Consider the following 26,206-nt stretch of genomic DNA (forward strand, 5'->3'; position numbering starts at 1 on the left):
ATTGCCATCTCATTTATTAGTTGAGTTGTCCGCTTGCGGCGATAAGACGGATCTCACGCTTGGCTTGTTGACTTAACTCTCTTTTATCTCAAACGATAATCAAGTAAGGGCTATTTCGCTCTATTCCTTTATTCACATCACTTGTTTAATTTTGCTGTGGTTTGGGTGGCATGAATAGGTTTGGCTTCAAGAGGCAAGTGTAGCGGTTGTCGACAGGCATAAAAAAAGCCGATGATAACATCGGCTTTTAGAATCAACAGGATTATTGTTTGTTCATGGCTTTTTTAATGCAGATGGCGGCGCCACCCCACGTAATGCCCAAACCAATAATCATCATAATAATTGCACTTGTCGTCATTAGTTGCACTCCTTGCGGCTTGTTGCATTGATTGTTACGCCTATAGCGAATAGTAACCCGATCATGACCCATCCTAGGGTGAGGTCATAACCACCGTAACCTTCTGTGAATAGAGCGTTCAGTTTTGTGGCGACAATAATGGCCAAAATTACAGGTGAGATAAAGCGCAGACAAATATCAAACCACACGCCAATATTGAAATCGGAAATGCTGTTCACGTATTTGCGTACGTCAGAAATCTTAAATAGCCATGCCATGAGCGTAAGTTCCACTAGACAGCTCGCCATAATGCCCACGTTGTTTGCGAAGTGGTCGACAAGGTCGAGCAGCAACAGGCCACCGTTGGTCGCAAAGGCCATTGAAACCAAAAACCCTACGCTGATAACTACATTAGCGGCCTTTTTACGGCTCCATTTTAGCTTATCGATGACGGCTGAGGTGACGGCTTCAATGATTGATATGTGTGAGCTTAGGCCTGCAACAACAAGTGCAAAGAAGAAGATTGGCCCAAGAATATAGGGTGCTGGCAATAGGTTGATAGCCGCTGGTAACGTAACGAATGCAAGCCCAACGCCCGCAGACACGACTTCTGTCAACGGTTTGCCTTGTTCATGAGCCATGTAGCCAAGAACAGAGAAAATCATAATCCCCGCCAGAATTGAGAAACCACAGTTGATCAATACTGTCATGAAGGCGTTATTCGTTATGTCTGATTTCTCAGGAAGGTAGCTGGAATACGCCAGCATGATGGCAAAACCAATACTTAGGGTGAAGAAAATCTGTCCATAAGCAGCAGCCCAAACCTTCACATCCCAGATCTTGTCAAAGTCAGGCTCAAACATGTAGTTCACACCATCTAATGCACCTGGTAGGAAAATCATGCGGCCAATCAAAAGCAGTACCATGATAAACAGTATTGGCATCATGATTTTTGAAGCGCGTTCGATTCCAGATTTCACTCCACCGACGATAGCAGCATAAGTAATGGCCCATGCAATCAGCATTGCAATGGCGATTTTCCATTGAATACTACCGAGATTGGTCGGTGAATTATCGCCTAGTGCTAAATAGTTGCTAAAGAAGAAAGCATTAGTATCGGTTCCCCAACTTTGTGTAAACGACATACCAAAGTAGGAAATAGCCCAGCCAATAACGGCCACATAATACACAGCAATAATAGCGGCAACCCCTACTTGGAACCAACCTAACCATTCAAATTTTGCGTGAATTTTAGCCAGTGTGGCTGGTGCTGAACCGCGATGCTTTTGACCCATACTGAACTCTAGGATCATAAACGGTATACCCGCTGTGATCATGGCGAAAAGGTAAGGGATGAAGAATGCACCACCCCCATTCTCATAAGCCATATAAGGGAAACGCCATATGTTTCCAAGACCGATAGCCGAACCTACGGCAGCCAGAATGAACCCTGCACGGGATCCCCATTGTTCTCGCTTCATTGTTTACTCCTTTACGACTTCCCTGAGGTATGAAGCTTCTCTTCGGCTGCGGAGCCAGTGTTGGAGTGATGAATACTATCGGTACACTAAGTAGACCGTGAATATTTGCGCCATCATCCATGAACTGGCAAAAAGTTAGTGTTATATGTTGTCAGCTTTCAGAGAACTCAGAATATTGTTCTTAATAGTTCGATGTGTGTTTGCTGTATCTGAAATAATCAGCTACGCATGGGTTCGAGACTACAGACTAATCTAAGTTAAGGCAATAGATTGTAAATGTTATTCTCTGGTTTTTTGATGGTGTATTAGTTGTTAATTAATTGGGATTTAGGTGGAATGAACGTCATTTTTTAATAAGAATGGAATTTATAACTTCGTTGTCTAAAAAATATAAATGATAAAACTATTTTTTGTCGAAGAGTGTATGACTGAAAAACATACACTCACTAGTGAATCACACCACAATTTTATCTTGGTTTAAAAACGAACTGTTAGGCCGATATTAGCCGAAAATTGATTGATCCAATCAGATTTAAAACGAATCGCGCACGTTTCTGAAGAGGGCAGTGTGCAGGTTGCTGAAGTTTCGTTGTCAACAGAGGTACCTAACCAACGCACTTGGCTATTCAGCGCAATGTTATCGGTAAAGGCATACTCAAAACCCCCAAACAAGCTTGAAGAAAAACCATATTTATCTTTAGCCCAGTCAACATCCGTATAAGAACCACCGATACCTAGGCCTATATAAGCGGTCAATTGTTGGCTTGTCGGATAATAAATGCTGCTTTGAAAGTGGAGGTAATGGATGTTGGCATCCGCGTTAATGGTTTCAACAGCGGTGTTTTGAGTGGCATAAAACAGACCAATTCGGCCTTTTTCGTAATCAGTTTCTATAGCGAGGCCATAACCAGAGGAAGCTTTTAAATCGTATTCATTGCTGGCTTGATCCTCGACTTCCCCCCCAATGATATACCCAAAAAAGGGAGAGACGATGACTTGCGCTTGTGCATAGTGAGCAGATAAAGCTCCTATGATAAGAATGATTTTATTGTATTGATGCATAATTATTAACCTAAGCCACTTTTTAACGATTAGGTTATTGTGATAGTAACTCCATAATTGTGCACGAAAAACCAACGATTCTTGAAGATACTTCACACTGATGTTATTACTTTGTTATCTGATAGGAGGTGGCTATGGAACTTGATCTAAAATATGCATTAGTGATTACTGCAACGGTCTTTACTATTCTCGTCGGTTTTGGTTTGATCGCTATCAGCCATTAATCAACGAGGGTTCTGCTGATGAACACTAGTGGAACTATCTCTGATAAAGAGACGAGAGCGGATTTAGATCGGCTCTCGAAGTACATTGGAGGAAAAAATGCATTGGTTGCCCAAGGTGGTGGCCAAAGAGGTATTTTTACCGCAGGTGTGTTAGATGCGTTCCTTCTTTCCAATTTTGACCCCTTTGATGAATTTTATGGCACCTCTGCAGGTGCATTGAATTTGTGCGCTTACCTATGCCGTCAACATGGGTTAGGCAAGGCTTTTATTTTAGAACTCACCACGGATGCTAATTTTTTTAATCTATTTAGCTACGTTCGGCGTAAGCAGTTCATGAACTTGGATTGGGCTTTAGATCGCATATCGGAATTTCCTTATCGGTTGGATGTCGATATGGGAGCCCAAGTCCTTGCGAAAAGAAAAGCTTATGCTGCTGTTACCTCAGCACACTCACTACACGACCATTATTTCCCGATATTAGAAAGTAACTGGCGAGAGGTGTTGATTGCCACCTGTGCGATTCCCCGCTTATATCCGCATGAAGTCAAGCTGGATGATGACCTATATATTGATGGTGGAGTATCGGCATCAATTCCAGTTCAGGAGGCATGGCGTAGAGGTGCCCGTTTTGTCGCGGTAATCCGCACTGAATGCCCTGATGTCGACGCGGTAGAGAGTGGGTTACCGATGAAGCCGTTGCCTTCTGCTAAGCCTTACAACGAGGCTCATTGGCTACATGAACCTTTGCAAAATATTCAAGGTCAGTGGCGACAAAAATTGTCTTACTGGAAGCAAGAGTGGAGTGGTCTTCTCCATCAACAAATAGAACGTTCTAAGCTACAAAAACGTGAGCAAATGAATTTGGAGCTACTCAATGGTGGACGCTGGTTATTTGGCGCTGATGATATTTATCGCTTGAGTCATTTAATTGGTGACAAGTTTGATTCGGGGTTAGCGGATATGTTAATGGTGCATTACCAAACTTATTCTCTTACTCAAGAATTTTTGCGTGCGCCGCCGGATGATGTTTACATCCTACAGATTGTGCCCAGCGAACCATTGAGGTCAAGATCTCTCTTAAGCAGCAAAGAAGATCTGCTTTATGATTATGAGCTGGGACTGACAGCGGGTTATCGCTTTATCGACCAATTTAACCAAGCGCAGTCGGCATATCAGTCCCGTATTGCATCATCGGATTATTTTCCCCGCGACCATTAAGTCAACGGGGAGAACGGGTTATTCAAGGACCGGCAGGATACGCATGCAGTTGGTTGACCCTTCGACATCCATAATGTCACCTTGAGTGATGATCACTAAGTCACCGAACTCTAACAATTTTTTCTCCTTAAGCGTATTGAGAGCTGCAACGGCCACATCAAAACCAGTGTCTGCTTTGGTATCAAAATAGACGGGTGTGACTCCCCGATATAGAGCGCAGCGGTTTAAACTTCGTTCATTGGGCGACATAGCAAAGATAGGCAGTACAGAATTTAAGCGTGAGGTCATAAGCGCTGTTCTTCCTGATTCGGTCAGAGTCACCATGGCTTTGATTCCTTCCATGTGATTGGCCGCATAGATAGTGGACATCGCGATGGTCTCTTCAGCAGTCACAAACGAAGTATCGATTCGGTAATTTTGTTGGCTAGCTTCGATCATTTTTTCCGCGCCGACACACACTTCGGCCATCGAACGAACCGTTTCTACTGGGTATTTCCCAGCAGCAGTTTCACCTGAAAGCATCACCGCATCGGTTCCGTCAAGCACCGCATTGGCAACATCCATTACCTCCGCGCGGGTTGGCATTGGGTTCTCTATCATTGACTCCATCATTTGTGTTGCGGTGATCACTACTCTATTGAGTGCCTTAGCGCGGCGGATCAGTTTTTTCTGCACACCAACCAGCTCAGGATCACCAATTTCTACCCCCAAGTCACCACGAGCGACCATGATCACATCGGAGGCCATAATGATGTCATCAATATTGTGATCACTGGCCACGGTTTCTGCCCGTTCCACTTTCGCCACGAGTTTGGCTTCAAGGCCTGCATCACGAGCGAGGCGGCGAGCGTATTTCATATCTTCGCCATTGCGAGGAAATGAAATGGCCAGATATTCAACCTGTATTTCGGCGGCGAGTAGTATGTCTCGTTTGTCTTTTTCGGTCAGCGCTTCCGCCGATAAACCGCCACCCTTTTTGTTGATGCCTTTGTTATTTGAAAGTGGACCACCGACGGTGACTATGGTGTGTATTTTAGCACCATCGACTGCTGTGACGAGTAGTTGTACTCGTCCGTCGTCCAATAGCAGCAAATCATCCTGCTGCACATCTTGTGGTAGTTTTTTGTAGTCAATGCCAACCGAATCTTGGTCACCTTGCCCTGGGGGGAGCTCTGCATCAAGAACAAATCGGTCACCTTCATTTAAGTAGACTTTTCCTTCTTTAAATGTGGAGACCCTAATTTTTGGTCCTTGTAAATCACCAAGTAAAGCGACATGGCGACCCAACTTAGCCGCGATAGCTCTTACTCGTTGCGCTCGCAGTTTATGGTCCTCGGAGCTACCATGTGAAAAATTCATGCGCACAACATTTGCGCCAGCTTTGATAATCGCCTCTAATATCTCGCCTTTGTCTGTTGATGGGCCTAAAGTAGTCACGATTTTTGTTCTTCTTAACACAGCGGTCATTGTGTTCTCCTGATGGGGCGGGAATCTAGATTGAGTATATGCAAGATCTGGCGAAAGAAAGGGGATAAGAGTGAAATTTATCGACAGGTGTCAGATGATTTTTGTCACAAAAAAAGAGGAGTTTCATATTTTTTGAATGTAAACAAATGGCAGTTTATTGGCTAAATACACGAAGATCTATGTATATCCGTGATGCTTGTCACGGCAATATACTAAAGCGCTTCACAATTACTTCGCAAAGTAAAAAAATTGGCATGTTATTGATTTCTGGAGCTCCCAATGTATATGGCGCAACCAGGCCATATTGATCATATCAAACAGGTCAATGCTGGTCGTGTATATAAACTCATTGACCAAAAAGGTCCCATTTCTCGCATCGATTTATCGAAGGAGAGTGAGCTTGCTCCGGCAAGTATTACCAAAATTACTCGTGAGTTAATTGAAGCTCATTTAATCCATGAAACGACAGTACAAGAAGCGATCAGCCGTGGCCGCCCAGCCGTTGGTTTACAAACCAATAATGAGGGATGGCAATTTTTATCCATGCGTTTAGGGCGTGGTTACCTAATTATTGCCCTGCATGAGTTGGGTGGTGAAGTGTTGATCGACACCAAAATTGAGATCCATGAGCTAGACCAAGATGACGTGCTCGCTAGGTTGCTTTACGAAATTGAAGAATTTTTTCAAACCTACTCGTCGCAATTGGATCGAGTGACGAGTATCGCAATTACCTTGCCCGGTTTAGTGAATTCAGAGCAAGGGATTGTACTGCAGATGCCTCATTACAATGTGGAAAATCTGGCTCTTGGTCCTGAAATTTATAAGGCGACGGGCCTACCTGTATTTGTTGCGAATGATACCCGAGCTTGGGCACTGGCTGAAAAGTTGTTTGGCCATTCGCAAGGCAATGAAAATTCAGTTCTTATCTCTATTCACCACGGTTTAGGGGCCGGCATTATCCTTGATGGCAGGGTGCTGCAAGGTCGGCACGGGAATATCGGTGAGTTAGGCCATATCCAAATTGATCCGCACGGTAAACGTTGCCATTGTGGCAATATTGGCTGTTTGGAGACAGTCGCCAGTTCGCAAGCAATTCGTGAAGAAGTGGCGTTGCGTATTGCAAACGGTGAGGTTTCATCATTGACTGAGCACAGTGAAATCACTATTGAAGATATCTGTGAGGCCGCAGCAGAGGGTGACCCATTAGCGGTGGATGTGATAGAGAAACTAGGGCGTTATTTAGGGGCCGCAATCGCAATTGTGATCAACCTATTTAACCCAGAAAAAATTCTTATCGGTGGTGTTATCAACCAAGCTAAGAACGTGTTATACCCTGCATTGCAAAAATGCATCGAAGAGCAGAGCTTACCTGTCTATCATCAAGATCTCGAATTAGTGGAATCACGTTTTTATAAACAGGCAACCATGCCCGGTGCGGCTTTGATTAAACAAGCCCTCTATGATGGACTTTTGCTGATGAAAGTTGTCGAAGGTTAATTTTTTCGCGGTTAGATCATTTATATTTTTTACAATTAACCCATATGGCTATACTGTTATGTGAGTTCACTATAATTTTCGGGATTTCGTATGTCAGGTGTTTTAAATACGGTTGACCAGCGCACCAATCTTGTCGGAGAGAATCGACTTGAGTTGCTTTTATTCAGCTTAAATAGCCGGCAAATTTTTGCGATCAATGTATTTAAGGTGAGGGAAGTGATCAAAGTTCCTCAGTTAACGAAATTGCCCGGTTCTCATCATAATATTACGGGTGTAGCCTCATTGAGGGGAGTGCCAGTTCCTGTCATTGATTTGCGCAGTGCGATCGGTTTTCCTCCATCTCGCTTGGATAGCCAGGAACAGAACCTCATCATCACTGAGTACAATCGAACCATTCAAGGTTTTTTGGTTGGGCAAGTTCGCAATATTATCAATACCGCATGGACTGAAATTCAGCCACCACCGCGTTTAGCTGGCCGATCTAATTACCTTACCGCTATCACCCATGTTAAAGAGGTCAACAGTAGCCATATTGTTGAAATCATTGATGTTGAAAAAGTGTTAGCTGAGATTATTGATTATGACGTTTCTATCTCAGAAGGCGTTCTTGACCATGATTTGGTTGCGGAGATGGTCGGGCGAAAAATTCTGATTGTGGATGATTCTTCAACGGCTCGTAACCAAATTAAAGGGACGCTCTCACAGCTTGGTTTGGAAATTGTCGAATGCAGAGATGGCTTAGAAGCATTGAATCTTCTGAAGTCGTGGAGCGATGAAGGAAGAGATGTAACGAGTGAGCTTTTACTGATGATCACCGATGCTGAAATGCCAGAAATGGACGGCTATAAACTGACTTCCGAGATCCGTAATGATCCGAGAATGAAATCACTATTTATTACGTTAAACACGTCACTCAGTGGCAGCTTTAATGAAGCCATGGTACAAAAAGTGGGTTGTGATCGTTTTATCTCTAAATTCCAACCCGATTTATTAGTACAAGTGGCACAAGACCGATTACGTGATGTGCTTTCGTAAGATTTTTAGCCATCATCACAACAAAGTCGTCTCTAATGTGCCGACATGAAATAGTGATTTTTACCTCAAACGACAATGCCTTGCTGATGAGGCAAGGCATTGAAAGATTAAGAAAAAGCTAAGCCATTACTTTTTCGGTTGTGCATCGATACATTGACCATTCACAGCTTGGCCTTCCGGCGCCATTAAATAGAGATAAAGCGGCATGATATCTTTAGGCGTTTTCAACAACTCCACATCTTCAGCGGGATAAGCTTTAGCGCGCATGCCAGTACGCGTGCCACCGGGATTAATTGCATTCACTCGAATTGATGTGTTGCTTAGCTCATCAGCTAGCACTTGCATCATCCCTTCTGTGGCGAATTTTGACATAGCATAAGTGCCCCAAAAAGCACGACCATCATGGCCTACGGTTGAAGACGTAAATACAATTCGCGCATCTGGAGATTTGTGCAGCAATGGCAGCGCCGCTTGGCTGAGTAAGAATTGCGCTTTGACGTTGACCTGCATGACATCGTCATAAGAATCTTCACCGATCTGATCAAACGGGCTGATCACACCCAAAAGCCCCGCGTTATGTAGCACGCCATCTAAGCGACCAAACTGCTCTGCAATGGTATCGATCATATCGAGGTAATGTTGCTTGGTGGCTCCTTTCATGTCCAGCGGAACAATCGCAGGTGTTGCGTAGCCAGCGTTTTCTATCTCATCATACGTTTGTTCTAACTTTTTCACCGTGCGGCCGAGCAAAATGACGGTTGCGCCGTGGGCTGCATAGCTGATGGCGGCTTGTTTACCGATACCGTCGCCAGCACCTGTAACTAAAATGACTCTATCTTTGAGGGCATCTGCAGAAACTGAATAATCCACCTTGTGCTTCCTTATTGTTATGATTTGCTTTAAGTCTTCGTGACAAGGTGGTTACAATACACCAAATCAAAACCTATGAGGATTAGGACGTTGGAATTTTTATTGGACTACGGCCTATTTTTGGCCAAGATTGCGACAATCGTCGTCGCTCTTGTTGTGCTATTGGTCATTGTGAAATCAGTGGGCGGAAAAAACAGCGCGCAGAAAGGCGAGCTGGAAGTAGTGAATTTAACCGAGCGTCATAAAGAAATGGTCGAGCAGATGGAACACCATCTGCACGATGATGCTTTCTTGAAGGCTCGCGATAAAGTAGAAAAGAAAAGCGAAAAAGAGAAAAACAAAGCACGTGACAAAGCGATCAAAAAAGCGGCCAAAGAGGGAGCGCTAGATACCAAACGTGAACCGCATCTCTTTGTCTTGGATTTCAACGGCAGTATTGATGCCAAAGAAGTGAGTTCGTTACGCGAGGAAGTGACCGCCATTCTCGCCGTTGCTCGTCAAGGTGATGAAGTGTTGCTGCGTTTAGAGACTGGCGGTGGCATGGTGCATGGTTATGGTTTGGCTTCTTCGCAGCTCGATCGCATTAAAGCAGCTGGGTTACCCCTAACCATCGCAGTTGATAAAGTGGCCGCCAGCGGTGGTTATATGATGGCGTGTATTGCTGATAAAATTGTGGCCGCTCCTTTTGCTATTGTCGGTTCCATTGGCGTTATCGCGCAACTACCTAACTTTAATAAACTGCTTAAAAAACATGATATTGAATTTGAACAGTTGACCGCAGGTGAATACAAACGCACGCTGACTATGTTTGGTGAAAACAGTGATAAAGCGCGCGATAAGTTCAAGCAAGAACTCGAAGAGACTCACGAACTGTTTAAAGATTTTATCCGCGAGCATCGTCCAGCGCTTGACCTTGAGAAAGTGGCCACTGGTGAACACTGGTTTGGTACTCAAGCTCAAGAGCTCGGTTTAGTCGATGAGATCAAAACTTCTGACGACTTAGTGGTTGCTGCGTGTAAAGATAAAACGGTACTGGCAATCCATTATGTGCAGAAGAAAAAACTGACTGATAAATTGGCTGGTGTTGCGGGCGAAGCGGCTGATAGTGTGTTGCTGAAATTGATCAGTCGCGGTCAACGGCCAATCGTTTAGGTTAGGTGCGTCTTTCTCGAAGCAGGCAGATTATTTTTCGGAGAGTATTAAGCGGAGAAGTACGTTACTTCTCCGTTTTTTTTGATCTCAGCCATTCACCGATGGCGAGTATCAACCCAGCCAACATGCCTGCTAAATGCGCTTCGATAGCCACGCGTGCATTAATAAGCTCACTGGTGTTACTTGAAGCGCCGAAAATTTGCTCCCAGACAACTTTGACAATAACACCAACCACCAACAGCCAACTGCTGCGACGCCCTTGCAGTGCTTCTTGCAGCGCCAAATAGGCAAACATTCCATGGAGCGCGCCTGAAAGGCCGACATAGACTTGCATACGGCTCAAAAAAAGGCTGACGCCTACCATCAGGCTGGTTGCCAGAAGGCTGATTAACCATTTTTTACTGCTCGGCTGAAACACAAAATGGATAATCCACAGCCCTGCGAGGTTCATACCAAGATGTGTAAAGTTGGTGTGTGTGAAATTTCCTGTTAGGATCCGCCACCATTGGCCCGCTTCAATGGCAGGCCGATTCCATGCACTAAGGGCGGCCAGTGGCGGCCATTGCAACCCCAAGCAGACCAAGCTGATAGCAAGTAGTGCAAAATAACGATTTTTTTGATGGTTTATGTTTAGTAAGCAAAGGCGAAAGTAATTCACGTTATGTCTCGATACTGTTCTCAATGTGGTAAAGCGCGAAAAGCCTGCATCTGTTCTTTGATTGTGCCGCTTTTCTCGTCGGTCGAGCTTATCATTCTTCAACACCCGACAGAAGAACATCGCCCAATGGGCACAGCCCGAATTCTCGATTTATCTTTAGCGAATTGCAGGCGCTTTGTTGCCGAAGATTTTAGCCGGCACACTCAGCTGAATGAGTGCTTAGCTGAGCCGGATGTGCTCAACTATGTACTTTACCCGCATGAGACTGCGCAGCCCGTGTCGGCTATGAATATCAATGCTGATACCAGAAAAGTACGAGTTATTTTACTCGATGGTACTTGGAAGAAAGCGTATAAAATGTGGCAACTCTCGAGCAATTTACATTCGCTACCGTGTTTGCACTTGCCGACCGATCTCAAAGGCAATTATCGCATTCGCAAGGCACCGAGTGAAAACAGCTTATCAACTGTTGAAGCTGGTTTTCATATCTTGTCATTGCTTGAGCCTCGGCAAAATTTTCAACCGCTCCTTGATGCTTTTGATGCGATGGTTGCCTTTCAAATTAGCCAAATGCCAGCTGGGGTTTTTAAGCAAAACTATATCAGCGAGTAACCGCTATATCAGTGAGTAATGATGGCAGAAGCTATCACTCAACCAGCCATTAATAGTGATTATGAGCTGAGAAGAGTTGTTGATGGATCCTTTGCGCATAGCCATCGGTCATAGCCGAAATATAGTCACAGATAACGCGCATACCATCGTTTTCATTGGTTTGGGCTTGCCACTTACCGCGCGTTGTTTCTGGCAGTAAGCGTTCAGGATCGGCGCTTAGCGCTTCAAACAGATCCATGATGATCTGCTGGCCTTTGTATTCAAAACGCTGCACTTGCGGAATTTGAATCACATATTGGCTCACAAATGATTTCAGTACTTCCAGCGCAGCGGCCATATTGGGTTCTAAATAGGCGTTGAAGGCGAGTAATTCATTCTCAAAATGCGCATCAACGGCTTGAATATGAATGCTAGTCAGTAGCGCATTAACAATCCCGCCAATCGCATCTTTACGACGATAATGTTTGCCTGCAAACAGCATTTCACTGATGGAAGCGATGTGTTCTTCAAACCACGCATCGCCGCATTCGGCCAGTTTCGAGGCTGCGGCCTCTTGCCACTGTTGGCGAGTCACCATGCCAAGCACGATGGCATCTTCTAAATCGTGCACGCCGTAGGCAATGTCATCGGCCAGCTCCATGATGGAGCAATCGAATGATTTAAAGCGAGTCTTGTGATGTTGATAAGGCGTTGCGGGCTGACCACGCATTTGACTGAGTAGGGCTTTATCTTGCGCAGAGAGCGGCTCCGTTACCCAAGAAAAAATCGCGTGATCGCAATCGTATATTCCCTTAGCAGGCGACCACTCTTTAGCTTTCAACTGACGCTGGTGAGCGACTGCATTGGGTTGCTGTACGGCGCGAGTTTGGCTCAGCAGCGCAGGGTATTTTAATAACCCCAGCACAGTGCGACGTGACAGGTTCATACCATGGTGTTCGGTGTAAGGCTCTAAGCTGGTCACAATACGGAAGGTTTGCGCGTTGCCTTCAAAGCCGCCGTGATCGCGCATCATATAATTGAGCGCCACTTCGCCGCCATGACCATAAGGAGGGTGACCGATATCATGCGCTAGGCATAAGGAATCGATCAAACTATCTGAAGGCAGCAAATCACGAAACTCTGGTTGTTTGAGTTTAATTTGCGCCACTATACCAGTGCCGAGTTGCGCGGCTTCTAAGGAGTGAGTGAGGCGAGTGCGATGAAAATCATTCAAGCTAGTGCCATGTACTTGAGTTTTGGCTTGCAAGCGACGAAATGCTGCCGAGTGAAGAATACGTGCCCGATCGCGTTGGAAAGGGCTGCGGTGATCATCGCGGCGGATTTTATGCTCATCATCTTGGCGTTCAAGCCATTTGGGGTCAATGGATATATCCATGCCATCTCCTGCAGTACATTTATGTTTTTCAAACACTTAACAAGTAACTTAGCGTGAGTTAGCTGATCTCGTCCAGCGTTAATTCGAAACTAGGGGCAAAGGTATTGAGAAAATACTCCATCTCAGGTGTATGGCGATCTCGTAAGGTGACGTCTAAACGTTTTTTGGCCAGCGCATATTCATGGTTGCCCGCGCTGAGTTCTTCTAAGCATTTGAGATAGGCGCAGAGTGAATCTGCCTGTTTGACTATCGCCACATCTTCAGGGTGCGCGGCGTCTGAAACGAGATATGGAGCAAAATCCTCACGCAGCTCTTCAGGCAACATCGAGAGCAGTTTTTGTTCGGCGGCGGCTTCTATCTTTTTGTATTCTTTCGCAATATCGGGGTTGTAGTATTTAACTGGTGTTGGAAGATCGCCCGTCAACACTTCACTGGTATCGTGGTACATACCTAAAATCGCAATCCGTTCAGGGTTGACCTTGCCGCCAAATTTTTTGTTTTTGATTACGGCTAAAGCGTGAGCGACAAATGCCACTTGTAGGCTGTGTTCAGAGATATTTTCACTGGAGATCGATCGCATTAAAGGCCAGCGTTGAATTAACTTCATTCGGGCTAAGTGAGCAAAAAAGTGACTCTCTTTCATTGCAATAAACATCCTTGCTGTGTCGGGGGCCAAGAGAAAAATTGGCGATTCAAAGAAAACGGGCGCACTTTCAGTATCGAAAAGTGCGCCCGTTTAGCATATGGAAGTTTACGCCAGAATGCTACTGACTGTAGGTCGATAAGAAACGTTCGAAGCGGCCAATGGCAATTTCCAAATCTTCAATATGCGGTAAGGTGACAATGCGGAAGTGGTCCGGTTTTGGCCAGTTAAAGCCCGTTCCTTGAACCAATAGCACTTTCTCTTGTTTTAAGAAGTCGAGCACCATTTTTTGGTCATCTTTAATGCTGTACATTTTCGTGTCGATTTTCGGGAACAGATACATGGCTCCTTTAGGTTTGACACATGAGACGCCGGGGATCTGGTTGATCAATTCCCACGCGCGGTCGCGCTGTTCGAGCAGTCGGCCGCCGGGTAAAATCAGCTCATTGATACTTTGATAGCCACCTAATGCGGTTTGAATCGCATGCTGCATGGGCACGTTGGCACACAAACGCATTGAGGCAAGCATTTCCAAACCAGCCACATAACCTTTGGCGATGTGTTTTGGCCCGGTAAGGAACATCCAACCACCACGGAACCCGCATACACGGTACGCTTTTGACAGGCCGTTAAAAGTGACCATTAAAACGTCATCAGCCAGTGTTGAAATGGGCGTATGGGTTGCACCATCGTATAAGATTTTGTCGTAGATTTCGTCGGCGAAAATGATCAATTTATGCTTGCGGGCAATCTCAACAATTTCCAGCAGGAAATCACGGCTATAGACAGCACCTGTTGGGTTGTTGGGGTTGATCAACACAATACCGCGTGTTTTGGGCGTGATTTTACTGTTGATGTCGTTGAGATCAGGATACCAATCGGCCTCTTCATCACATAAGTAATGCACAGCGGTGCCACCGGAGAGGGCGACCGAAGCGGTCCATAATGGATAATCAGGAGCAGGGACAAGCATTTCATCGCCATTATTAAGCAGCGCTTGCATCGCCATCACGATAAGCTCTGAAGCACCATTACCGATGTAAACATCTTCTACATCTAGGCTACGCAGCCCTTTTTTCTGGTAGTGTTGCACCACGGCTTTGCGCGCGGAATAGATCCCCTTTGAGTCGCAATAGCCTTGTGAAGTAGGCAGATTACGGATCACATCAACTAGGATTTCATCTGGGGCGTCAAAGCCAAATGGGGCGGGGTTACCAATGTTTAACTTCAGTATTTTATGCCCCTCTTCCTCCATGCGTTTAGCATGTTTGAGTACAGGACCCCTAATGTCATAGCAGACATTGTCGAGTTTTGACGACATCCCGATATTTTGCATTGTATAATTCCTGAAAAATAAATAATTTCTTTATTAAACTACACTAAATTGATGTTTGATAGAATAAAAATCTGCCACTGTACGCTTTTAGGATACAGATGAAGATGCCCGTTATCACAGGAATCTGCAAAAGATAACTCGTAACCTTGATTTCGTTTCCCTCTCTAAATAGAGTAGCCGTCAGTAGAGCCCGTGTCTCAATGTTTTCGAGGTCGATTTGTCGCATTTTCATCAAGCTATTGCTCGGTTAATCGAGCAAATAAACGACGCGAAGGATGATGACGTTCGTTTTGTACAAATACTGCAAGAAGCTCCCCCTTTCGCGCCAATTGATTGGCTTGAAGCGCAACCCATTTTCCCTAAATTTTATTGGCAGTCACGCGATACGCGCGAAGAAGTAGTGGCATTAGGTCAGCTGTATACTTTTTCTGAGGCTGAACCTGCCTACGCTATTCTTGGTCAGGAGCAGCGAGTTTGGGGTGGACGTTCTTTTGATGGGCATACGGACAAAAATCGCCGTTGTCTATCCTCATTTTTCTTTTTACCGCAAATTGAGCTGATTTGCTGTGATGGTCAGTGGTCATTGGCGGCGAATATTACCGCTGAACGCCAACGAACCTTGGTCGCACTGCATAAACTGCAACTTGAAGTTAGTCCGTTACGTGGTATGACGTCACATATAAAACAGGTCACCCATCAACCTAATGAGCTGAAGTGGCAGCAGTTGGTCAATCAAGTGCTTGAGGGCATTGATCATCAAGCGTTTAAGAAAGTGGTGCTCGCGCGGCAAACGACACTCAGTTTAGATAAGCCGTTAAGCGCGGCGCAGTTGCTTAAGGCAAGTGCGGCGCACAATCATCACAGTTTTCATTTTTTATTAGCATTTGATCAAAAACACAGCTTTATGGGGTCGACACCTGAGCGTTTGTACGCTCGTCAAGGGCAGACTTTGTATACCGAAGCGCTGGCGGGAACTATAGGTCGGGGAGAAAATGCGAGCCAAGACATGGAGTTATCTCATTGGCTTACTCAAGACAGTAAAAATCTTAATGAAAATCAATATGTAGTGGATGACATTATTGAACGGTTAACGCCTCATTCTGAAAGGGTTGATGTTGAACAGGACGTCCGTTTAGTGCGTTTGCGCAAAGTGCAACATTTAAAACGGGGTATCCATGCGCAGCTGAAAAAGGGTGTGAATGGTGTACAACTGCTGAACGCGTTACAACCGACCGCAGCCGTGGCTGGCCTGCCGCGTAAAGCGGCGATGGATTTTATTCAGGCTAATGAGCCTTTTGCACGTGGTTGGTATGCTGGCTCAGTCGGTTATTTTAGCCATCAACAAGCGGAGTTTTGTGTGGCGATTCGCAGCGCTTTGCTGGTGGACAATCAGGTCCAACTGTTTGCCGGAGCGGGCATTGTTCCAGGTTCAGTTGCTGAGCATGAATGGCAAGAGTTAGACAAAAAAATGGCAACCTTACTGAGTTTGATCAGCGACCATTTTCCTCTAGGAGTGGCGTCATGAAGCATGACCAAGCAGTGCTGAACCGAATTTGGAGCCAAACGCTACTTGAGGAGCTTACTCGACTTGGGGTGCAAGAGATCTGTATTGCACCAGGTTCACGCTCGACACCCTTGACCTTAGAGGCGGCCGCCAATCACAAGCTTTCAATCCATACTCACTTTGATGAGCGTGGGCTGGGCTTTCTTGCTTTAGGTCTTGCTAAGGCAAGCCAAAAACCAGTTGCGGTGATTGTCACTTCTGGCACGGCGGCGGCTAATTTACTGCCAGCGATTGCTGAGTCACACCTCACGGGTGAAAAACTCGTTGTACTCACGGCTGACCGGCCCGTTGAGCTCGTGGGATGCGGTGCGAATCAAGCAATCAATCAAGTAGGTATTTACTCATCACATGTCACGCAGGCGGTGAATCTACCCAGTCCATCGACGACTATTCCATTGACTTGGTTGTTAACCACAGTGGATGAGGCTATGGCCAACCAAGATTATATGGGTGGTGCAATACATATTAACTGTCCCTTTCCCGAACCACTTTATGCCGAACATGATGTAGATCTCTACGCGGACTATTTGGCTGTGATTGAAGCGTGGCGTCAGCGTGAGCAAGCATTCAGCTCTCGCCAGTACCAAACCGAAACAAAAACGTTAGATGATGGTGCATGGCTGAGTAAAAAAGGGCTGGTGATTCTTGGTTCGTTGACGTTAGCTGAAGCGAAGAAGGCCAAGCACTTTGCCAACAAACTTGGCTGGCCAGTCTTATGTGATCCACAATCAGGCGTGAGCAGCGAATGGGCGCATTTTGATTTGTGGTTACAAAATGTGCGAGCACGTGAGCTGCTTAGTGAAAGTGAGGTGGTGATTCAATTCGGTTCACGGCTGGTCTCAAAACGGCTTACTCAATGGCTAGCTAGCCATGCCCACACGGGTAACGTGCAGTATATTTACGTTTCGCCCCAAATGGCACGTAATAATCAAAGCCATCTGATGCAACAGCAGTTTGTCACTGATATTGCGTGCTGGGTCGATCGGCATATTGGTAAATTAACGGCTTTAGGTGCGGCGCAAGCGGGTTGGTCGGATCGGATAAAAAGTGTGGCGCAAGAGATTGCCCAACTGGCTAAATTGCATTTGAACGGTGACTCTTCTATTACAGAGATTGGTTTAGCGCTCGATATGACCGAGCGTAGCGAAGGGGCCGATCTATTTATTGGCAACAGTTTGTTCGTCCGTTTAGCCGATATGTTTGCTCAAATTGAGGGACGTTCGGTTTACTCCAATCGAGGCGCTTCGGGCATTGATGGCTTAGTGGCAACCGCCGCAGGAGTACAGCGAGCCAATCATAATCCAATGTTGGTATTTATTGGTGACACGTCATTGCTGTATGATCTGAATTCTCTAGCTCTGCTTAGCCAAGTCAGCACGCCTCTGGTGCTGGTGGTGGTGAATAATGATGGTGGCGCTATTTTTGATCTATTACCCGTTCCCAAAACGCACAAAACCGCCTTGTACCAAATGCCCCATGGCTACCAATTTGAACACGCCGCACGGCAGTTTCGTTTAGGTTATGCTTGTCCGCAAACCTTATCTGCTTATCAAAGCTTGGTCCGTGAACATTTACAACAGGGTACTGGCACCTTATTGGTTGAAGTGACCACGCCGTCTGGGCAAGCCGGTGAGCAAATCACACAATTTACCCAGCAAGTCTATGCTTTGTAGTCGTTTTTATTGCAGCACCACCACAGGTTCGACGTCGGTCGAGCCTGTGGTGGTTTTTCTACATGGTTTACTAGGCAGTGGGCGAGATTGGTCGAAAACGGCGGTTTTCCTTTCGCCATACTCGCAATTATGGATTGATCTTCCCGGCCATGGCGGTAGTCAGTCTCTCTTATGTGATGATTTTGATGAGTGCTGCGCTCACATTTCTGCAACCGTGCTTAAGCAGCTTGGCGAAAAAACACCTATCGTATTGGTGGGCTATTCACTTGGTGGAAGGCTGGCAATGTATGGCGTGGCGATGCAGCGTTTTTCGGCGTTGAATATTCAAGGTCTGATCGTTGAGGGTGGCAACTTCGGCTTGCAGAGTTCTTTTGAACGTGAGCAACGATTGAAAAATGATCACCATTGGGCACATCGTTTCCAAACTGAGCAGATTGAGCGAGTTTTGGTCGATTGGTATCATCAACCCGTTTTTTCTTCATTAAATCATGAGCAAAGACAAACTTTAGTCACTCAACGCAGTGCTAATCTTGGGGTGGCAGTGGCTCACATGCTACTTTCGACTTCATTGGCAAAGCAACCTTATCTGCTCGCACAACTTGAGCAAGTCGCATTGCCAATGGTCTATATTTGTGGGGAGAAGGACAGCAAGTTTGTTCATCTGGCACAGCAAAGCGGTTTCGAATATCGCCAAGTGCGGGCTGCAGGGCATAATGTCCATCATGAGCAGCCCGAAGTATTTGCTCATCTTATTCAAGAATTTATCAGCCAATGCTAACGCGTTGGTTCAAAAACAATAATTAATAGAACAATGGAAAGCACCATGGCTAAAACAGTCGGTATTACTGAACAAGAATTGTATGCACCAGTCATCTGGAGTGACTGCAGCGCCGAATATGAAGATATTCACTATCACAAATCGCAAGATGGCATTGCCAAAATTACGATTGCCCGCCCTCAGGTGCGTAATGCCTTTCGCCCACAAACGGTTAAAGAGATGATCAGTGCGCTGGCCGATGCGCGTTATGATGAGCAAGTTGGCGTGATCATTCTAACTGGCCTTGGTGAAGCGGCATTTTGCTCTGGTGGCGATCAAAAAATTCGTGGCGACTACGGCGGCTATCGTGATGAGTCCGGTACGCATCATCTCAATGTGCTCGATTTCCAACGCCAAATTCGTACCTGTCCGAAACCTGTAATTGCGGCGGTTGCTGGTTGGGCTGTCGGTGGTGGCCATGTGCTGCATATGATGTGCGATTTAACTATAGCGGCAGAAAATGCCCAGTTTGGTCAAACAGGGCCCAAAGTGGGTTCATTCGATGGTGGATGGGGTGCGTCTTACATGGCCCGTATCGTTGGGCAGAAAAAAGCGCGTGAAATTTGGTTCCTTTGCCGTTTTTATGATGCTCAAGAAGCGTTGGACATGGGGCTGGTCAACACGGTTGTGCCAGTAGCTGATTTAGAAAAAGAGACGGTTCGTTGGTGTCGTGAAGTATTGCAGCATAGCCCTATGGCGCTGCGCTGTTTGAAAGCAGCGCTCAACGCAGATTGTGACGGCCAAGCAGGTTTGCAAGAACTGGCGGGTAACGCAACCATGATGTTCTATATGACAGAAGAAGGGCAAGAAGGGCGCAATGCCTTCAATGAAAAACGCCGCCCTGATTTCAATAAATTCCCTCGTAATCCTTAAGCGTAAAATCGGCTCAAATCATCCATTTTCCGTGATGATTTGGGCTAGTGGTCTCAATGAACAAAGTCGAATATCGAACAAAAGGTTGAAATTATGCGCAGAGCAACACTGTATCGCTACTGTTTACCGATGGATAGCGGCGTTATTCTCCGCAATCAGAAGCTGGTAGAACGTGAAGGTCTGATTATTGAATTACAAGATGATCACGGTTCAGCGTTGGGTGAAGTTGCCCCATTACCCGGTTTCAGTTTAGAGTCACTTGAGCAAGCACAGCAGCAGTTAATAGCGCAGCTTCAGCTTTGGGTTAGTGGCGAGCTTATTGCCTATGATGATCTTTTTCCTTCTGTTGCCTTTGGTTTGTCGATGGCGGAGTTAGAGCTGGATGGTGGGTTGCCTCAAGCCGGACACTATCACGCAGCACCTTTGTGCTCGGGAGACCCTGATGAACTGATCCCGCTTCTGAATGCGCTACCGGGCGATCATAGAGTTGCGAAGATTAAAGTTGGGCTGTACGAAGCGATTCGCGATGGGATGATCGTAAATCTGTTTTTAGAATCCATGCCTGATTTGCAATTGCGTCTTGATGCTAACCAAGCTTGGACACCTGCTAAAGCTGAAAAATTTGCCCAATATGTCTCTCCTTCGCTGCGTCAACGCATTGCGTTTTTGGAAGAGCCGTGTCCATCTCCCAGTGACAGCTTGGCTTTTGCTATCAATACGGGCATTGCGATTGCGTGGGATGAAACCTTACAGCAAGCCGTTCGCCGTGCAGATTTTCAGCTAGAAGATCTGACGGGAGCGAAAGCCATTGTGATTAAACCGACCTTGATTGGGTCGGTACAGCGCTGTATCACTTTGATTGAAAAAGCTAAAACATTAGGCATTCAAGCCGTTATTAGCTCTAGCATCGAATCGAGCTTAGGGCTTTGTCAATTAGCTCGTTTTGCGCAGTGGCAACTGCCTAATGAAATTCCGGGGCTAGATACGATTAGTTTGTTTAAAGCACAACTCGAAAGCGCATGGCCCAACAGCGCATTGCCGATACAAACGCTCGCACAGCAAACGGTGGTTTGGCAATCTCAATGCGAGTAGGCGTTTCCTTTTGCCAAAAGCCGTGGCAACAACATGCTTTGTATACGCCGCACGCGATCGCATTGCGTACGGCGAATCAAACCTACACTTGGCAGCAGTTAGCGAACCGTATTGACGCTTATGCTTTTGCAATGCAGCAACAAGGTTTGCAGAACCAAGATGTGCTGACGTTAGTGGGTAAGAACAGCCTTGAGTTAGTGTTAATCTACCTTGCGTCGTTAAAACTTGGCGTGATCTGCGCCATCACCATGCCACAACCCATGATGCTGCTGAAACAGAAACTCAGTACCTTATACGGAGAGAATCAACCACATTGGTTATGGTTAGGTGAAGGAGCTAGGCTCAAGGAGAATGAGCTAACTTCATTGCTCGCTGAGGCTAACATCCAGCTTTTTACTCATGAACATATTACTAACGAACATGTTTCGCCGCCCACGAGCGCTATGGTAAACAAGGCTGAGACACAGTTTGCCTCAATCATCTTTACTTCTGGCTCTACTGGGGTTCCTAAAGCCGTTATTCATACTTTTCAGCAGCATTGGTCGTCAGCCAGTGGTTTACTTGAGGTATTTTCATTTAGTTGCCATGATACGTGGCTGCTGAGTTTACCGATGTATCATGTGTCTGGGTTAGCCATTATTTATCGCTGGCTAGTAGCTGGTGCTTGCTTAAAAGTCGGCAGCGGCGATCTCACCCAAGATATAATTCATGTTACGCATGCTTCATTAGTTGCTACTCAACTAAAGCGTTTATTAGACAGTAAAACACCACTCGCATTAACGCACGTGCTGCTTGGCGGAGGCCATATCCCAAACCATCTCGCCCAGCAGGCGGCAAAGCATGGCATTGAAACTTGGGTGGGTTATGGCATGACGGAAGCGGCTTCCACTGTCACAGCAAAACGTGTTAACGCAAGCCAGAGTGTTGGCCACGTGCTACCTAAACGGCAAGTGAAACTACAAGGTCAGCGCATTTTCATTGGCGGTGAAACCATATCCAGTGGCTATTACCAACAAGGCTTAATCACGCCTCTTATCGATGAACAAGGATGGTTCGACAGCCAAGACCTTGGCCATTGGCAGAATGATGAGCTGTGCATTATTGGTCGCGTTGATAACCAATTTATCTCTGGAGGCGAAAACATTCATTGTGAAGAGATTGAAGCGGTATTATCTCACCACCCCGACATCGCTTTAGCGATGGTGATCCCTGTGCATGATGATGAGTTTGGCGCGCGCAGCGTTGCTTTGTTGCAATGCCAAACTATGCCTAAAAAAGAGGCGTTAGAGCAGTGGCTCAATGGCAGGCTTGAAAAATTTAAATATCCCATCGATTATTTTTTAATACCAAATCACTTGAGCGAAACGGGTATTAAAATATCGCGCAAGACCTTAAAAACATGGCTCACCGAGCATCAGCTGCGTTATCGACCACTCAATGAGCGATCACCATTTGATGGTCTGGTGCTGCCAATCCACAAAACAGACGGGCTTATCTAACATTTCCTTTTGCTGTAGTTGATAAAGTTGCTTAGCTACAAACTCCGGTTCAAAGAGCTTATCGCTAGCCACATTATGCTGAAATGGTTTAGAAAGCGGGGTGTCGGTGGTTCCCGGATGAAACAGAATAGTTTGTGTGTTGGGATGAGTGCGAGCTAGCTCTATCGCAAAACTTTTCGTCGCCATATTTAGCGCCGCTTTACTCATCCGATAGCTGTACCAGCCGCCACTGTGGTTATCCTCTAAGCTACCTATCCGCGCGCTAAAAACCGTAATTTTTGCAAAAGATTGACGATCAATAAGTGATGGTAAATATTGAAACCAACGCACTTGGCTCAAAACGTTACATTGTAAAAGCCATTGAAAGTAAGACTCGTCAAACCTTGAGATACGCTTTTCCGGTGTATAGGTGCCGTTGTGTAGTTGCCCATTAAAAAACACAATTTGATCGAACTTATACCCGATGTCGGCCAATGTTTTGGCAATCAAGGCCGTTGATTCGATACTGTAGTCGGTTGGAAAATGTTCGCTTGAGGATTGGGCGAGATATTTTTGTCTTGAGACGGTAACGATTTCTGGCGCTAAAGTCTGCGCTTTGAGCTCCCTTATAAAAGCTTGGGCGATGATGCTTGAGGCGCCAATAATGAGGTATTTCATTGTTATCACTCTCTGTTTTTACAAACGCCATTACGGCATTGAGCATGACTAAACCAGCGAGATATCGACATGCGATGTTTTGCAAAAAGGAGATAAATTTGGTCGCTAATCCATTTTAGGATGGGTAAGCGCGTGATGAATAACCAGCGATGTTTGTTGACTAAACGCCAAGCTAGAACGGTTACATCCAGCCCATAAAGCAGATTGCCTTGTTGATCTAAGCCATGCAGTAGCGATAACGCCTTGCTTTTGTCGATAGAAGGAAAGCTACGCATAGCATCGCCGTCATTTATGTCGATAAGCTGAACCCGACCATGGTGATCGAAGGTTTTTAATGAACGCATTTCATTGCAGCATAAAGGACACTGCGCATCGAAAAAAATCACTAAAGATGGGATACTCATATGTATGTCGTCAGCCTAAAAGCCCGTTAATAACATATTTGTACGTTCACTCTTCAGTATAAGATCAAGCTAGTGTTTGGTTTGCACTCAATTCCAATCTAACGCCAATCCCCCCTGAGTTCGGCGACTTTTTGTTGCATCACTTGTGTTGTTGCCTCTTTTGGTGGGACGGGCTCGCCAGCTTCAATTTCTATATGTGACCAAAAACGAGTCGGTAGCCCACAGCAGGCACGCCCTTTGGCACGGCTAAAATAGCTTCCCCACAATCCCTTCAATGCCATGGGGATGACAGGCACAGAGCTGCGTTTTAAAATAATATCCATCCCGCGCATGAAATCGCTGATTTCGCCATCCGCGGTTAACCGTCCCTCTGGGAAAATGCAGACGATATGCCCCTCTGCCAATGCTTGTTCTACATCGTTAAAGGCTTGGCGGATAGAACCGCGACGCGTTGCGGAAATAGGTATCACGCCTGCACGTTTCAAAAAGCGACGAAGTGGCGGCAAATTGGCGTAATCCTCTTCCATCACAAAACGAATTAAGCGAGGACAAACCGCGCTCAGCAACAGTGCATCCATATAGCTAACATGATTGCACACCAGCAGTGCTCCGCCCTTTTCAGGTAAGTGATGAAGATTTTTGTGGCTGACTCGATACATGGTATGCGTGAGCATCCACATTAGAAATCGCACCAAAAAGACCGGGACTTGGTAGCATAAATAGAGTGCAACAAAGCCATTAAGCAAAGCTAATATAATGAAGAACTGAGGGATCGTAAGCTCAAGAAAGCTCAAACAGACAATCCCTAATAGTGCGCTCGCCACCATAAACAGTGAGTTGTAGATATTCAAAGCGGCAATGACTTGTGCGCGTTGAGTGACTTTAGCACGCTGCTGCATTAGCGCATATAAAGGCACAATGAAGATGCCACCGCAGACGCCAATCAACAATAGGAAAAGAAACATCGGCCATAGTGATTGGTAGCTGATAAATTGATAAAAATCAGTAAATTGAGGCAGTTTTTCTGGTACGGAGGTTGCCATTAAATAGCCAAATAATGTAATGCCAAAACTGCCGATAGGCACGATGCCGATCTCTATTCTATGATGCGATAATTTGTCACAGGTCAATGAGCCAGTGGCAATACCAACAGAAAACAGTGCTAGCAAAAAAGAAACGGCGCTCTCTGTGCCATATAAATAGTGATGCGTGAAATTTGGAAATTGAGTTAAGTAGGCGGCACCTAAAAACCAGAACCAACTGATCGCCATTACGCATTGGAAAATAGTACGGTCTTGTTTGGCAATCGCAATGGTCTGCTTGGTTTGCTTAATGGGCTGCCAGCGAAAAACGAGATCGGGTGCGCAAGCAGGGGCTTTAGGAATATGACGGCTGGCTAAATAGCCTAACAACGCAAATAGCACCACCGCGCCAGCAGCCACGTATTTAGTGTAGGGCATCGAGGCAATGAGCCCAGCCCCCAATGTGCCTAATAAAATCGCTAAAAATGTGCCTGTTTCCACTAACGCATTACCCGGAACCAATTCATTCGGCTTGAGTTGCTGCGGCAATAAAGCGTATTTGACTGGACCAAAAAAGGCCGATTGTGTCCCCATCAAAAACAGTAATAACAGTAAAATGGCGTAACTCTCGGTCATAAAACCGATCGCGCCAAGACACATGATGCCAATTTCAGCCAATTTCACTTTACGAATGAAAGCGGATTTTTCGTACTTGTCAGCAAGCACACCAGCAGAGGCAGAAAAAAGGAAAAAAGGAAGAATGAATAGCCCTGCGGCAAGGTTAATAAATAAATTACTGGAAACCGGTAACACGTTCGTTCCAGCAAACGCGACCAATAGCAGCAAGACATTTTTAAAGATGTTATCGTTAAATGCGCCAAAAAACTGGGTGATGAAATACGGAAGAAATCGTTGCTGAGTCAGCAATGAAGATTGAGATTGACTCATTGATGGTCCTTATCGCGCCCAGTGATTAAGATAGTTTGAGAGTAGGTTTTCAATCAGCTCTTTCCCATCGATGGGTTCGGCGGCGAAAAATTTATCATCTACGCTTAATAAGGTAATACCATGTACGCCAGACCACAGGACTCGGCTTGCTTGCAGCACTTCTTGTTGCGAGTGTTGTGGAGCAAGGATGGTCAATAAACCTTCAAGCATGGCGGTCATGTTGTCGATGCGCTCTGCTTGCCACTGGGGAAGTCGTTCACCATTCATATTATGTTCAAAAATAAGTTGCCAGCGATTGGGATGCAACTGAGCAAAATCGTGGTAGCAATAGGCCAATTTATACAACGCTTCTTTTGGATCGCTACACTTACCCACCACTTTTTTCGCTTGCGAAGAGAGTTCATCCAAGGTTTGAGCTACCACATGCAACAATAAAAGATTGTAACTGCCGAAGACATTGACCAAAGTGCTAGGTACGTAGCCAATCATGGTTGCGATTTTACGCAGGCTGAGCTCGTGATAAGTGTGATTTTGAAGAAAATGCTTCGCGGTCTTGAGCGTCAATGCAATCAGTTCTTCTCGGGTGTGATCGTTTCGTCTGGCCATGGTTACGTATCAATTATGAACAACGTTCGATATTCTAGTGGGGTGGTGTATAAGCGTCAACTTATGGACGGTTAATTTGCAATA

25 protein-coding genes are annotated in these 26,206 nt (G+C 45.7%); 12 read left to right on the forward strand and 13 right to left on the reverse strand.

Translation table 11 applies throughout. From position 1 onward, the window contains the following. Positions 1–262: 262 nt before the first annotated feature. The 3 genes from AACQ75_RS12075 to AACQ75_RS12085 all read right to left on the reverse strand — a co-directional run bounded on the left by AACQ75_RS12075 (position 263) and on the right by AACQ75_RS12085 (position 2,976). Positions 263–358 carry a MetS family NSS transporter small subunit gene (locus AACQ75_RS12075; protein WP_010319106.1) on the reverse strand — a complete coding sequence of 32 codons (96 nt, stop codon included), beginning with the start codon at positions 356–358 and terminating at the stop codon, positions 263–265. Continuing rightward, a complete protein-coding gene (locus AACQ75_RS12080) occupies positions 358–1,818 on the reverse strand; it encodes a sodium-dependent transporter (protein WP_017045264.1) in 1,461 nt (486 codons plus the stop codon). Before AACQ75_RS12080 ends, AACQ75_RS12075 begins: the two co-directional genes overlap by 1 nt. 477 nt (positions 1,819–2,295) lie before the next feature. After that, positions 2,296–2,976: an outer membrane beta-barrel protein gene (locus tag AACQ75_RS12085; RefSeq protein WP_170888712.1), complete on the reverse strand. Its 681-nt coding sequence runs from the start codon at positions 2,974–2,976 to the stop codon at positions 2,296–2,298. 38 nt (positions 2,977–3,014) lie between these two features. Between AACQ75_RS12085 and cydH the strand changes: the two genes are divergently transcribed. Next, positions 3,015–3,104 carry a cytochrome bd-I oxidase subunit CydH gene (cydH, locus tag AACQ75_RS12090; protein WP_094123948.1) on the forward strand — a complete coding sequence of 30 codons (90 nt, stop codon included), beginning with the start codon at positions 3,015–3,017 and terminating at the stop codon, positions 3,102–3,104. An 18-nt stretch (positions 3,105–3,122) separates the two neighbouring features. Further along, positions 3,123–4,322: a patatin-like phospholipase family protein gene (locus AACQ75_RS12095; protein ID WP_170888713.1), complete on the forward strand. Its 1,200-nt coding sequence runs from the start codon at positions 3,123–3,125 to the stop codon at positions 4,320–4,322. A gap of 18 nt (positions 4,323–4,340) precedes the next feature. Here the strand turns inward: AACQ75_RS12095 and pyk are convergent, their stop codons facing one another. After that, positions 4,341–5,789 carry a pyruvate kinase gene (pyk, locus tag AACQ75_RS12100; protein WP_017045267.1) on the reverse strand — a complete coding sequence of 483 codons (1,449 nt, stop codon included), beginning with the start codon at positions 5,787–5,789 and terminating at the stop codon, positions 4,341–4,343. Between the two features lie 279 nt (positions 5,790–6,068). Between pyk and mlc the strand changes: the two genes are divergently transcribed. Both mlc and AACQ75_RS12110 read left to right on the forward strand, forming a co-directional pair. Further along, positions 6,069–7,286, forward strand: coding sequence for a sugar metabolism global transcriptional regulator Mlc (gene mlc, locus AACQ75_RS12105; protein ID WP_013856420.1), 1,218 nt, complete (start codon positions 6,069–6,071; stop codon positions 7,284–7,286). A 90-nt stretch (positions 7,287–7,376) separates the two neighbouring features. Beyond that, on the forward strand, positions 7,377–8,321 hold the full coding sequence (locus AACQ75_RS12110; protein ID WP_017048555.1) for a chemotaxis protein CheV: 945 nt from the start codon (positions 7,377–7,379) through the stop codon (positions 8,319–8,321). 126 nt (positions 8,322–8,447) lie between these two features. Here the strand turns inward: AACQ75_RS12110 and AACQ75_RS12115 are convergent, their stop codons facing one another. After that, entirely contained in the window at positions 8,448–9,191 is a 744-nt protein-coding gene (locus tag AACQ75_RS12115) for a YciK family oxidoreductase (protein ID WP_013856422.1), read from the reverse strand. Between the two features lie 90 nt (positions 9,192–9,281). On the opposite strand from AACQ75_RS12115, the gene sohB reads away from it, so the two are divergent. Continuing rightward, positions 9,282–10,343 carry a protease SohB gene (gene sohB, locus AACQ75_RS12120; RefSeq protein ID WP_170888714.1) on the forward strand — a complete coding sequence of 354 codons (1,062 nt, stop codon included), beginning with the start codon at positions 9,282–9,284 and terminating at the stop codon, positions 10,341–10,343. A gap of 64 nt (positions 10,344–10,407) precedes the next feature. Here sohB and rrtA read toward each other — a convergent pair whose 3' ends face one another. Further along, on the reverse strand, positions 10,408–11,001 hold the full coding sequence (gene rrtA / locus AACQ75_RS12125) for a rhombosortase (protein ID WP_017045270.1): 594 nt from the start codon (positions 10,999–11,001) through the stop codon (positions 10,408–10,410). A 3-nt stretch (positions 11,002–11,004) separates the two neighbouring features. Here rrtA and AACQ75_RS12130 point away from each other — a divergent pair, with 3 nt between their 5' ends. Further along, the gene (locus tag AACQ75_RS12130; RefSeq protein ID WP_017048558.1) at positions 11,005–11,613 is read left to right on the forward strand and encodes a tRNA-uridine aminocarboxypropyltransferase; all 609 of its coding nucleotides are present in this window, start codon (positions 11,005–11,007) and stop codon (positions 11,611–11,613) included. Between the two features lie 49 nt (positions 11,614–11,662). On the opposite strand, the gene AACQ75_RS12135 is transcribed toward AACQ75_RS12130, so the two are convergent. The 3 genes from AACQ75_RS12135 to AACQ75_RS12145 all read right to left on the reverse strand — a co-directional run bounded on the left by AACQ75_RS12135 (position 11,663) and on the right by AACQ75_RS12145 (position 14,967). Next, positions 11,663–12,988, reverse strand: coding sequence for an anti-phage deoxyguanosine triphosphatase (locus AACQ75_RS12135; RefSeq protein WP_170888715.1), 1,326 nt, complete (start codon positions 12,986–12,988; stop codon positions 11,663–11,665). A gap of 58 nt (positions 12,989–13,046) precedes the next feature. Continuing rightward, on the reverse strand, positions 13,047–13,631 hold the full coding sequence (yfbR, locus tag AACQ75_RS12140; RefSeq protein WP_026028390.1) for a 5'-deoxynucleotidase: 585 nt from the start codon (positions 13,629–13,631) through the stop codon (positions 13,047–13,049). A gap of 121 nt (positions 13,632–13,752) precedes the next feature. Further along, a complete protein-coding gene (locus tag AACQ75_RS12145; protein ID WP_013856428.1) occupies positions 13,753–14,967 on the reverse strand; it encodes a pyridoxal phosphate-dependent aminotransferase in 1,215 nt (404 codons plus the stop codon). 217 nt (positions 14,968–15,184) lie between these two features. On the opposite strand from AACQ75_RS12145, the gene AACQ75_RS12150 reads away from it, so the two are divergent. The 6 genes from AACQ75_RS12150 (at position 15,185) to menE (ending at position 22,485) form a co-directional block, all read left to right on the forward strand. Continuing rightward, complete coding sequence (locus tag AACQ75_RS12150; RefSeq protein ID WP_017049093.1) at positions 15,185–16,492, forward strand: isochorismate synthase; 1,308 nt, start codon at positions 15,185–15,187, stop codon at positions 16,490–16,492. Then, complete coding sequence (menD, locus tag AACQ75_RS12155; protein WP_170888716.1) at positions 16,489–18,204, forward strand: 2-succinyl-5-enolpyruvyl-6-hydroxy-3-cyclohexene-1-carboxylic-acid synthase; 1,716 nt, start codon at positions 16,489–16,491, stop codon at positions 18,202–18,204. The genes AACQ75_RS12150 and menD overlap by 4 nt, the downstream gene beginning before the upstream one ends. Beyond that, entirely contained in the window at positions 18,194–18,982 is a 789-nt protein-coding gene (menH, locus tag AACQ75_RS12160) for a 2-succinyl-6-hydroxy-2,4-cyclohexadiene-1-carboxylate synthase (RefSeq protein ID WP_017045276.1), read from the forward strand. The genes menD and menH overlap by 11 nt, the downstream gene beginning before the upstream one ends. 45 nt (positions 18,983–19,027) lie before the next feature. Beyond that, positions 19,028–19,894, forward strand: coding sequence for a 1,4-dihydroxy-2-naphthoyl-CoA synthase (gene menB / locus AACQ75_RS12165; RefSeq protein ID WP_026027256.1), 867 nt, complete (start codon positions 19,028–19,030; stop codon positions 19,892–19,894). A 93-nt stretch (positions 19,895–19,987) separates the two neighbouring features. Continuing rightward, the gene (menC, locus tag AACQ75_RS12170; protein ID WP_170888717.1) at positions 19,988–20,986 is read left to right on the forward strand and encodes an o-succinylbenzoate synthase; all 999 of its coding nucleotides are present in this window, start codon (positions 19,988–19,990) and stop codon (positions 20,984–20,986) included. Then, a complete protein-coding gene (gene menE, locus AACQ75_RS12175) occupies positions 20,977–22,485 on the forward strand; it encodes an o-succinylbenzoate--CoA ligase (protein ID WP_170888799.1) in 1,509 nt (502 codons plus the stop codon). The genes menC and menE overlap by 10 nt, the downstream gene beginning before the upstream one ends. Here menE and AACQ75_RS12180 read toward each other — a convergent pair. From AACQ75_RS12180 to AACQ75_RS12195, 4 genes are all read right to left on the reverse strand, one after another. Continuing rightward, positions 22,432–23,142: an SDR family NAD(P)-dependent oxidoreductase gene (locus AACQ75_RS12180; RefSeq protein WP_170888718.1), complete on the reverse strand. Its 711-nt coding sequence runs from the start codon at positions 23,140–23,142 to the stop codon at positions 22,432–22,434. The two genes, menE and AACQ75_RS12180, sit on opposite strands and share 54 nt — an antisense overlap. 5 nt (positions 23,143–23,147) lie before the next feature. After that, positions 23,148–23,546, reverse strand: coding sequence for a thiol-disulfide oxidoreductase DCC family protein (locus AACQ75_RS12185; RefSeq protein ID WP_170888719.1), 399 nt, complete (start codon positions 23,544–23,546; stop codon positions 23,148–23,150). A 98-nt stretch (positions 23,547–23,644) separates the two neighbouring features. Further along, entirely contained in the window at positions 23,645–25,516 is a 1,872-nt protein-coding gene (locus AACQ75_RS12190) for an MFS transporter (protein WP_170888720.1), read from the reverse strand. A gap of 9 nt (positions 25,517–25,525) precedes the next feature. Next, a complete protein-coding gene (locus AACQ75_RS12195; protein ID WP_017048569.1) occupies positions 25,526–26,122 on the reverse strand; it encodes a TetR/AcrR family transcriptional regulator in 597 nt (198 codons plus the stop codon). Positions 26,123–26,206: the final 84 nt, after the last annotated feature.

Origin of the sequence: Vibrio sp. B1-2 (assembly GCF_963888445.1) — a bacterium.
Taxonomy (GTDB): Bacteria; Pseudomonadota; Gammaproteobacteria; order Enterobacterales; family Vibrionaceae; genus Vibrio; species Vibrio anguillarum.

Coding starts and splice junctions, on each gene's coding strand:
- AACQ75_RS12110 (WP_017048555.1), top strand. CDS start 7,377: ATGTCAGGTGTTTTAAATACGGTTGACCAGCGCACCAATCTTGTCGGA.
- AACQ75_RS12190 (WP_170888720.1), bottom strand. CDS start 25,516: ATGAGTCAATCTCAATCTTCATTGCTGACTCAGCAACGATTTCTTCCG.
- AACQ75_RS12075 (WP_010319106.1), bottom strand. CDS start 358: ATGACGACAAGTGCAATTATTATGATGATTATTGGTTTGGGCATTACG.
- AACQ75_RS12185 (WP_170888719.1), bottom strand. CDS start 23,546: ATGAGTATCCCATCTTTAGTGATTTTTTTCGATGCGCAGTGTCCTTTA.
- yfbR (WP_026028390.1), bottom strand. CDS start 13,631: ATGAAAGAGAGTCACTTTTTTGCTCACTTAGCCCGAATGAAGTTAATT.
- menD (WP_170888716.1), top strand. CDS start 16,489: ATGAAGCATGACCAAGCAGTGCTGAACCGAATTTGGAGCCAAACGCTA.
- menB (WP_026027256.1), top strand. CDS start 19,028: ATGGCTAAAACAGTCGGTATTACTGAACAAGAATTGTATGCACCAGTC.
- AACQ75_RS12130 (WP_017048558.1), top strand. CDS start 11,005: ATGTCTCGATACTGTTCTCAATGTGGTAAAGCGCGAAAAGCCTGCATC.
- menH (WP_017045276.1), top strand. CDS start 18,194: ATGCTTTGTAGTCGTTTTTATTGCAGCACCACCACAGGTTCGACGTCG.
- menC (WP_170888717.1), top strand. CDS start 19,988: ATGCGCAGAGCAACACTGTATCGCTACTGTTTACCGATGGATAGCGGC.
- AACQ75_RS12080 (WP_017045264.1), bottom strand. CDS start 1,818: ATGAAGCGAGAACAATGGGGATCCCGTGCAGGGTTCATTCTGGCTGCC.
- mlc (WP_013856420.1), top strand. CDS start 6,069: ATGTATATGGCGCAACCAGGCCATATTGATCATATCAAACAGGTCAAT.
- AACQ75_RS12135 (WP_170888715.1), bottom strand. CDS start 12,988: ATGGATATATCCATTGACCCCAAATGGCTTGAACGCCAAGATGATGAG.
- AACQ75_RS12195 (WP_017048569.1), bottom strand. CDS start 26,122: ATGGCCAGACGAAACGATCACACCCGAGAAGAACTGATTGCATTGACG.
- menE (WP_170888799.1), top strand. CDS start 20,977: ATGCGAGTAGGCGTTTCCTTTTGCCAAAAGCCGTGGCAACAACATGCT.
- pyk (WP_017045267.1), bottom strand. CDS start 5,789: ATGACCGCTGTGTTAAGAAGAACAAAAATCGTGACTACTTTAGGCCCA.
- cydH (WP_094123948.1), top strand. CDS start 3,015: ATGGAACTTGATCTAAAATATGCATTAGTGATTACTGCAACGGTCTTT.
- AACQ75_RS12095 (WP_170888713.1), top strand. CDS start 3,123: ATGAACACTAGTGGAACTATCTCTGATAAAGAGACGAGAGCGGATTTA.
- AACQ75_RS12145 (WP_013856428.1), bottom strand. CDS start 14,967: ATGCAAAATATCGGGATGTCGTCAAAACTCGACAATGTCTGCTATGAC.
- AACQ75_RS12180 (WP_170888718.1), bottom strand. CDS start 23,142: ATGAAATACCTCATTATTGGCGCCTCAAGCATCATCGCCCAAGCTTTT.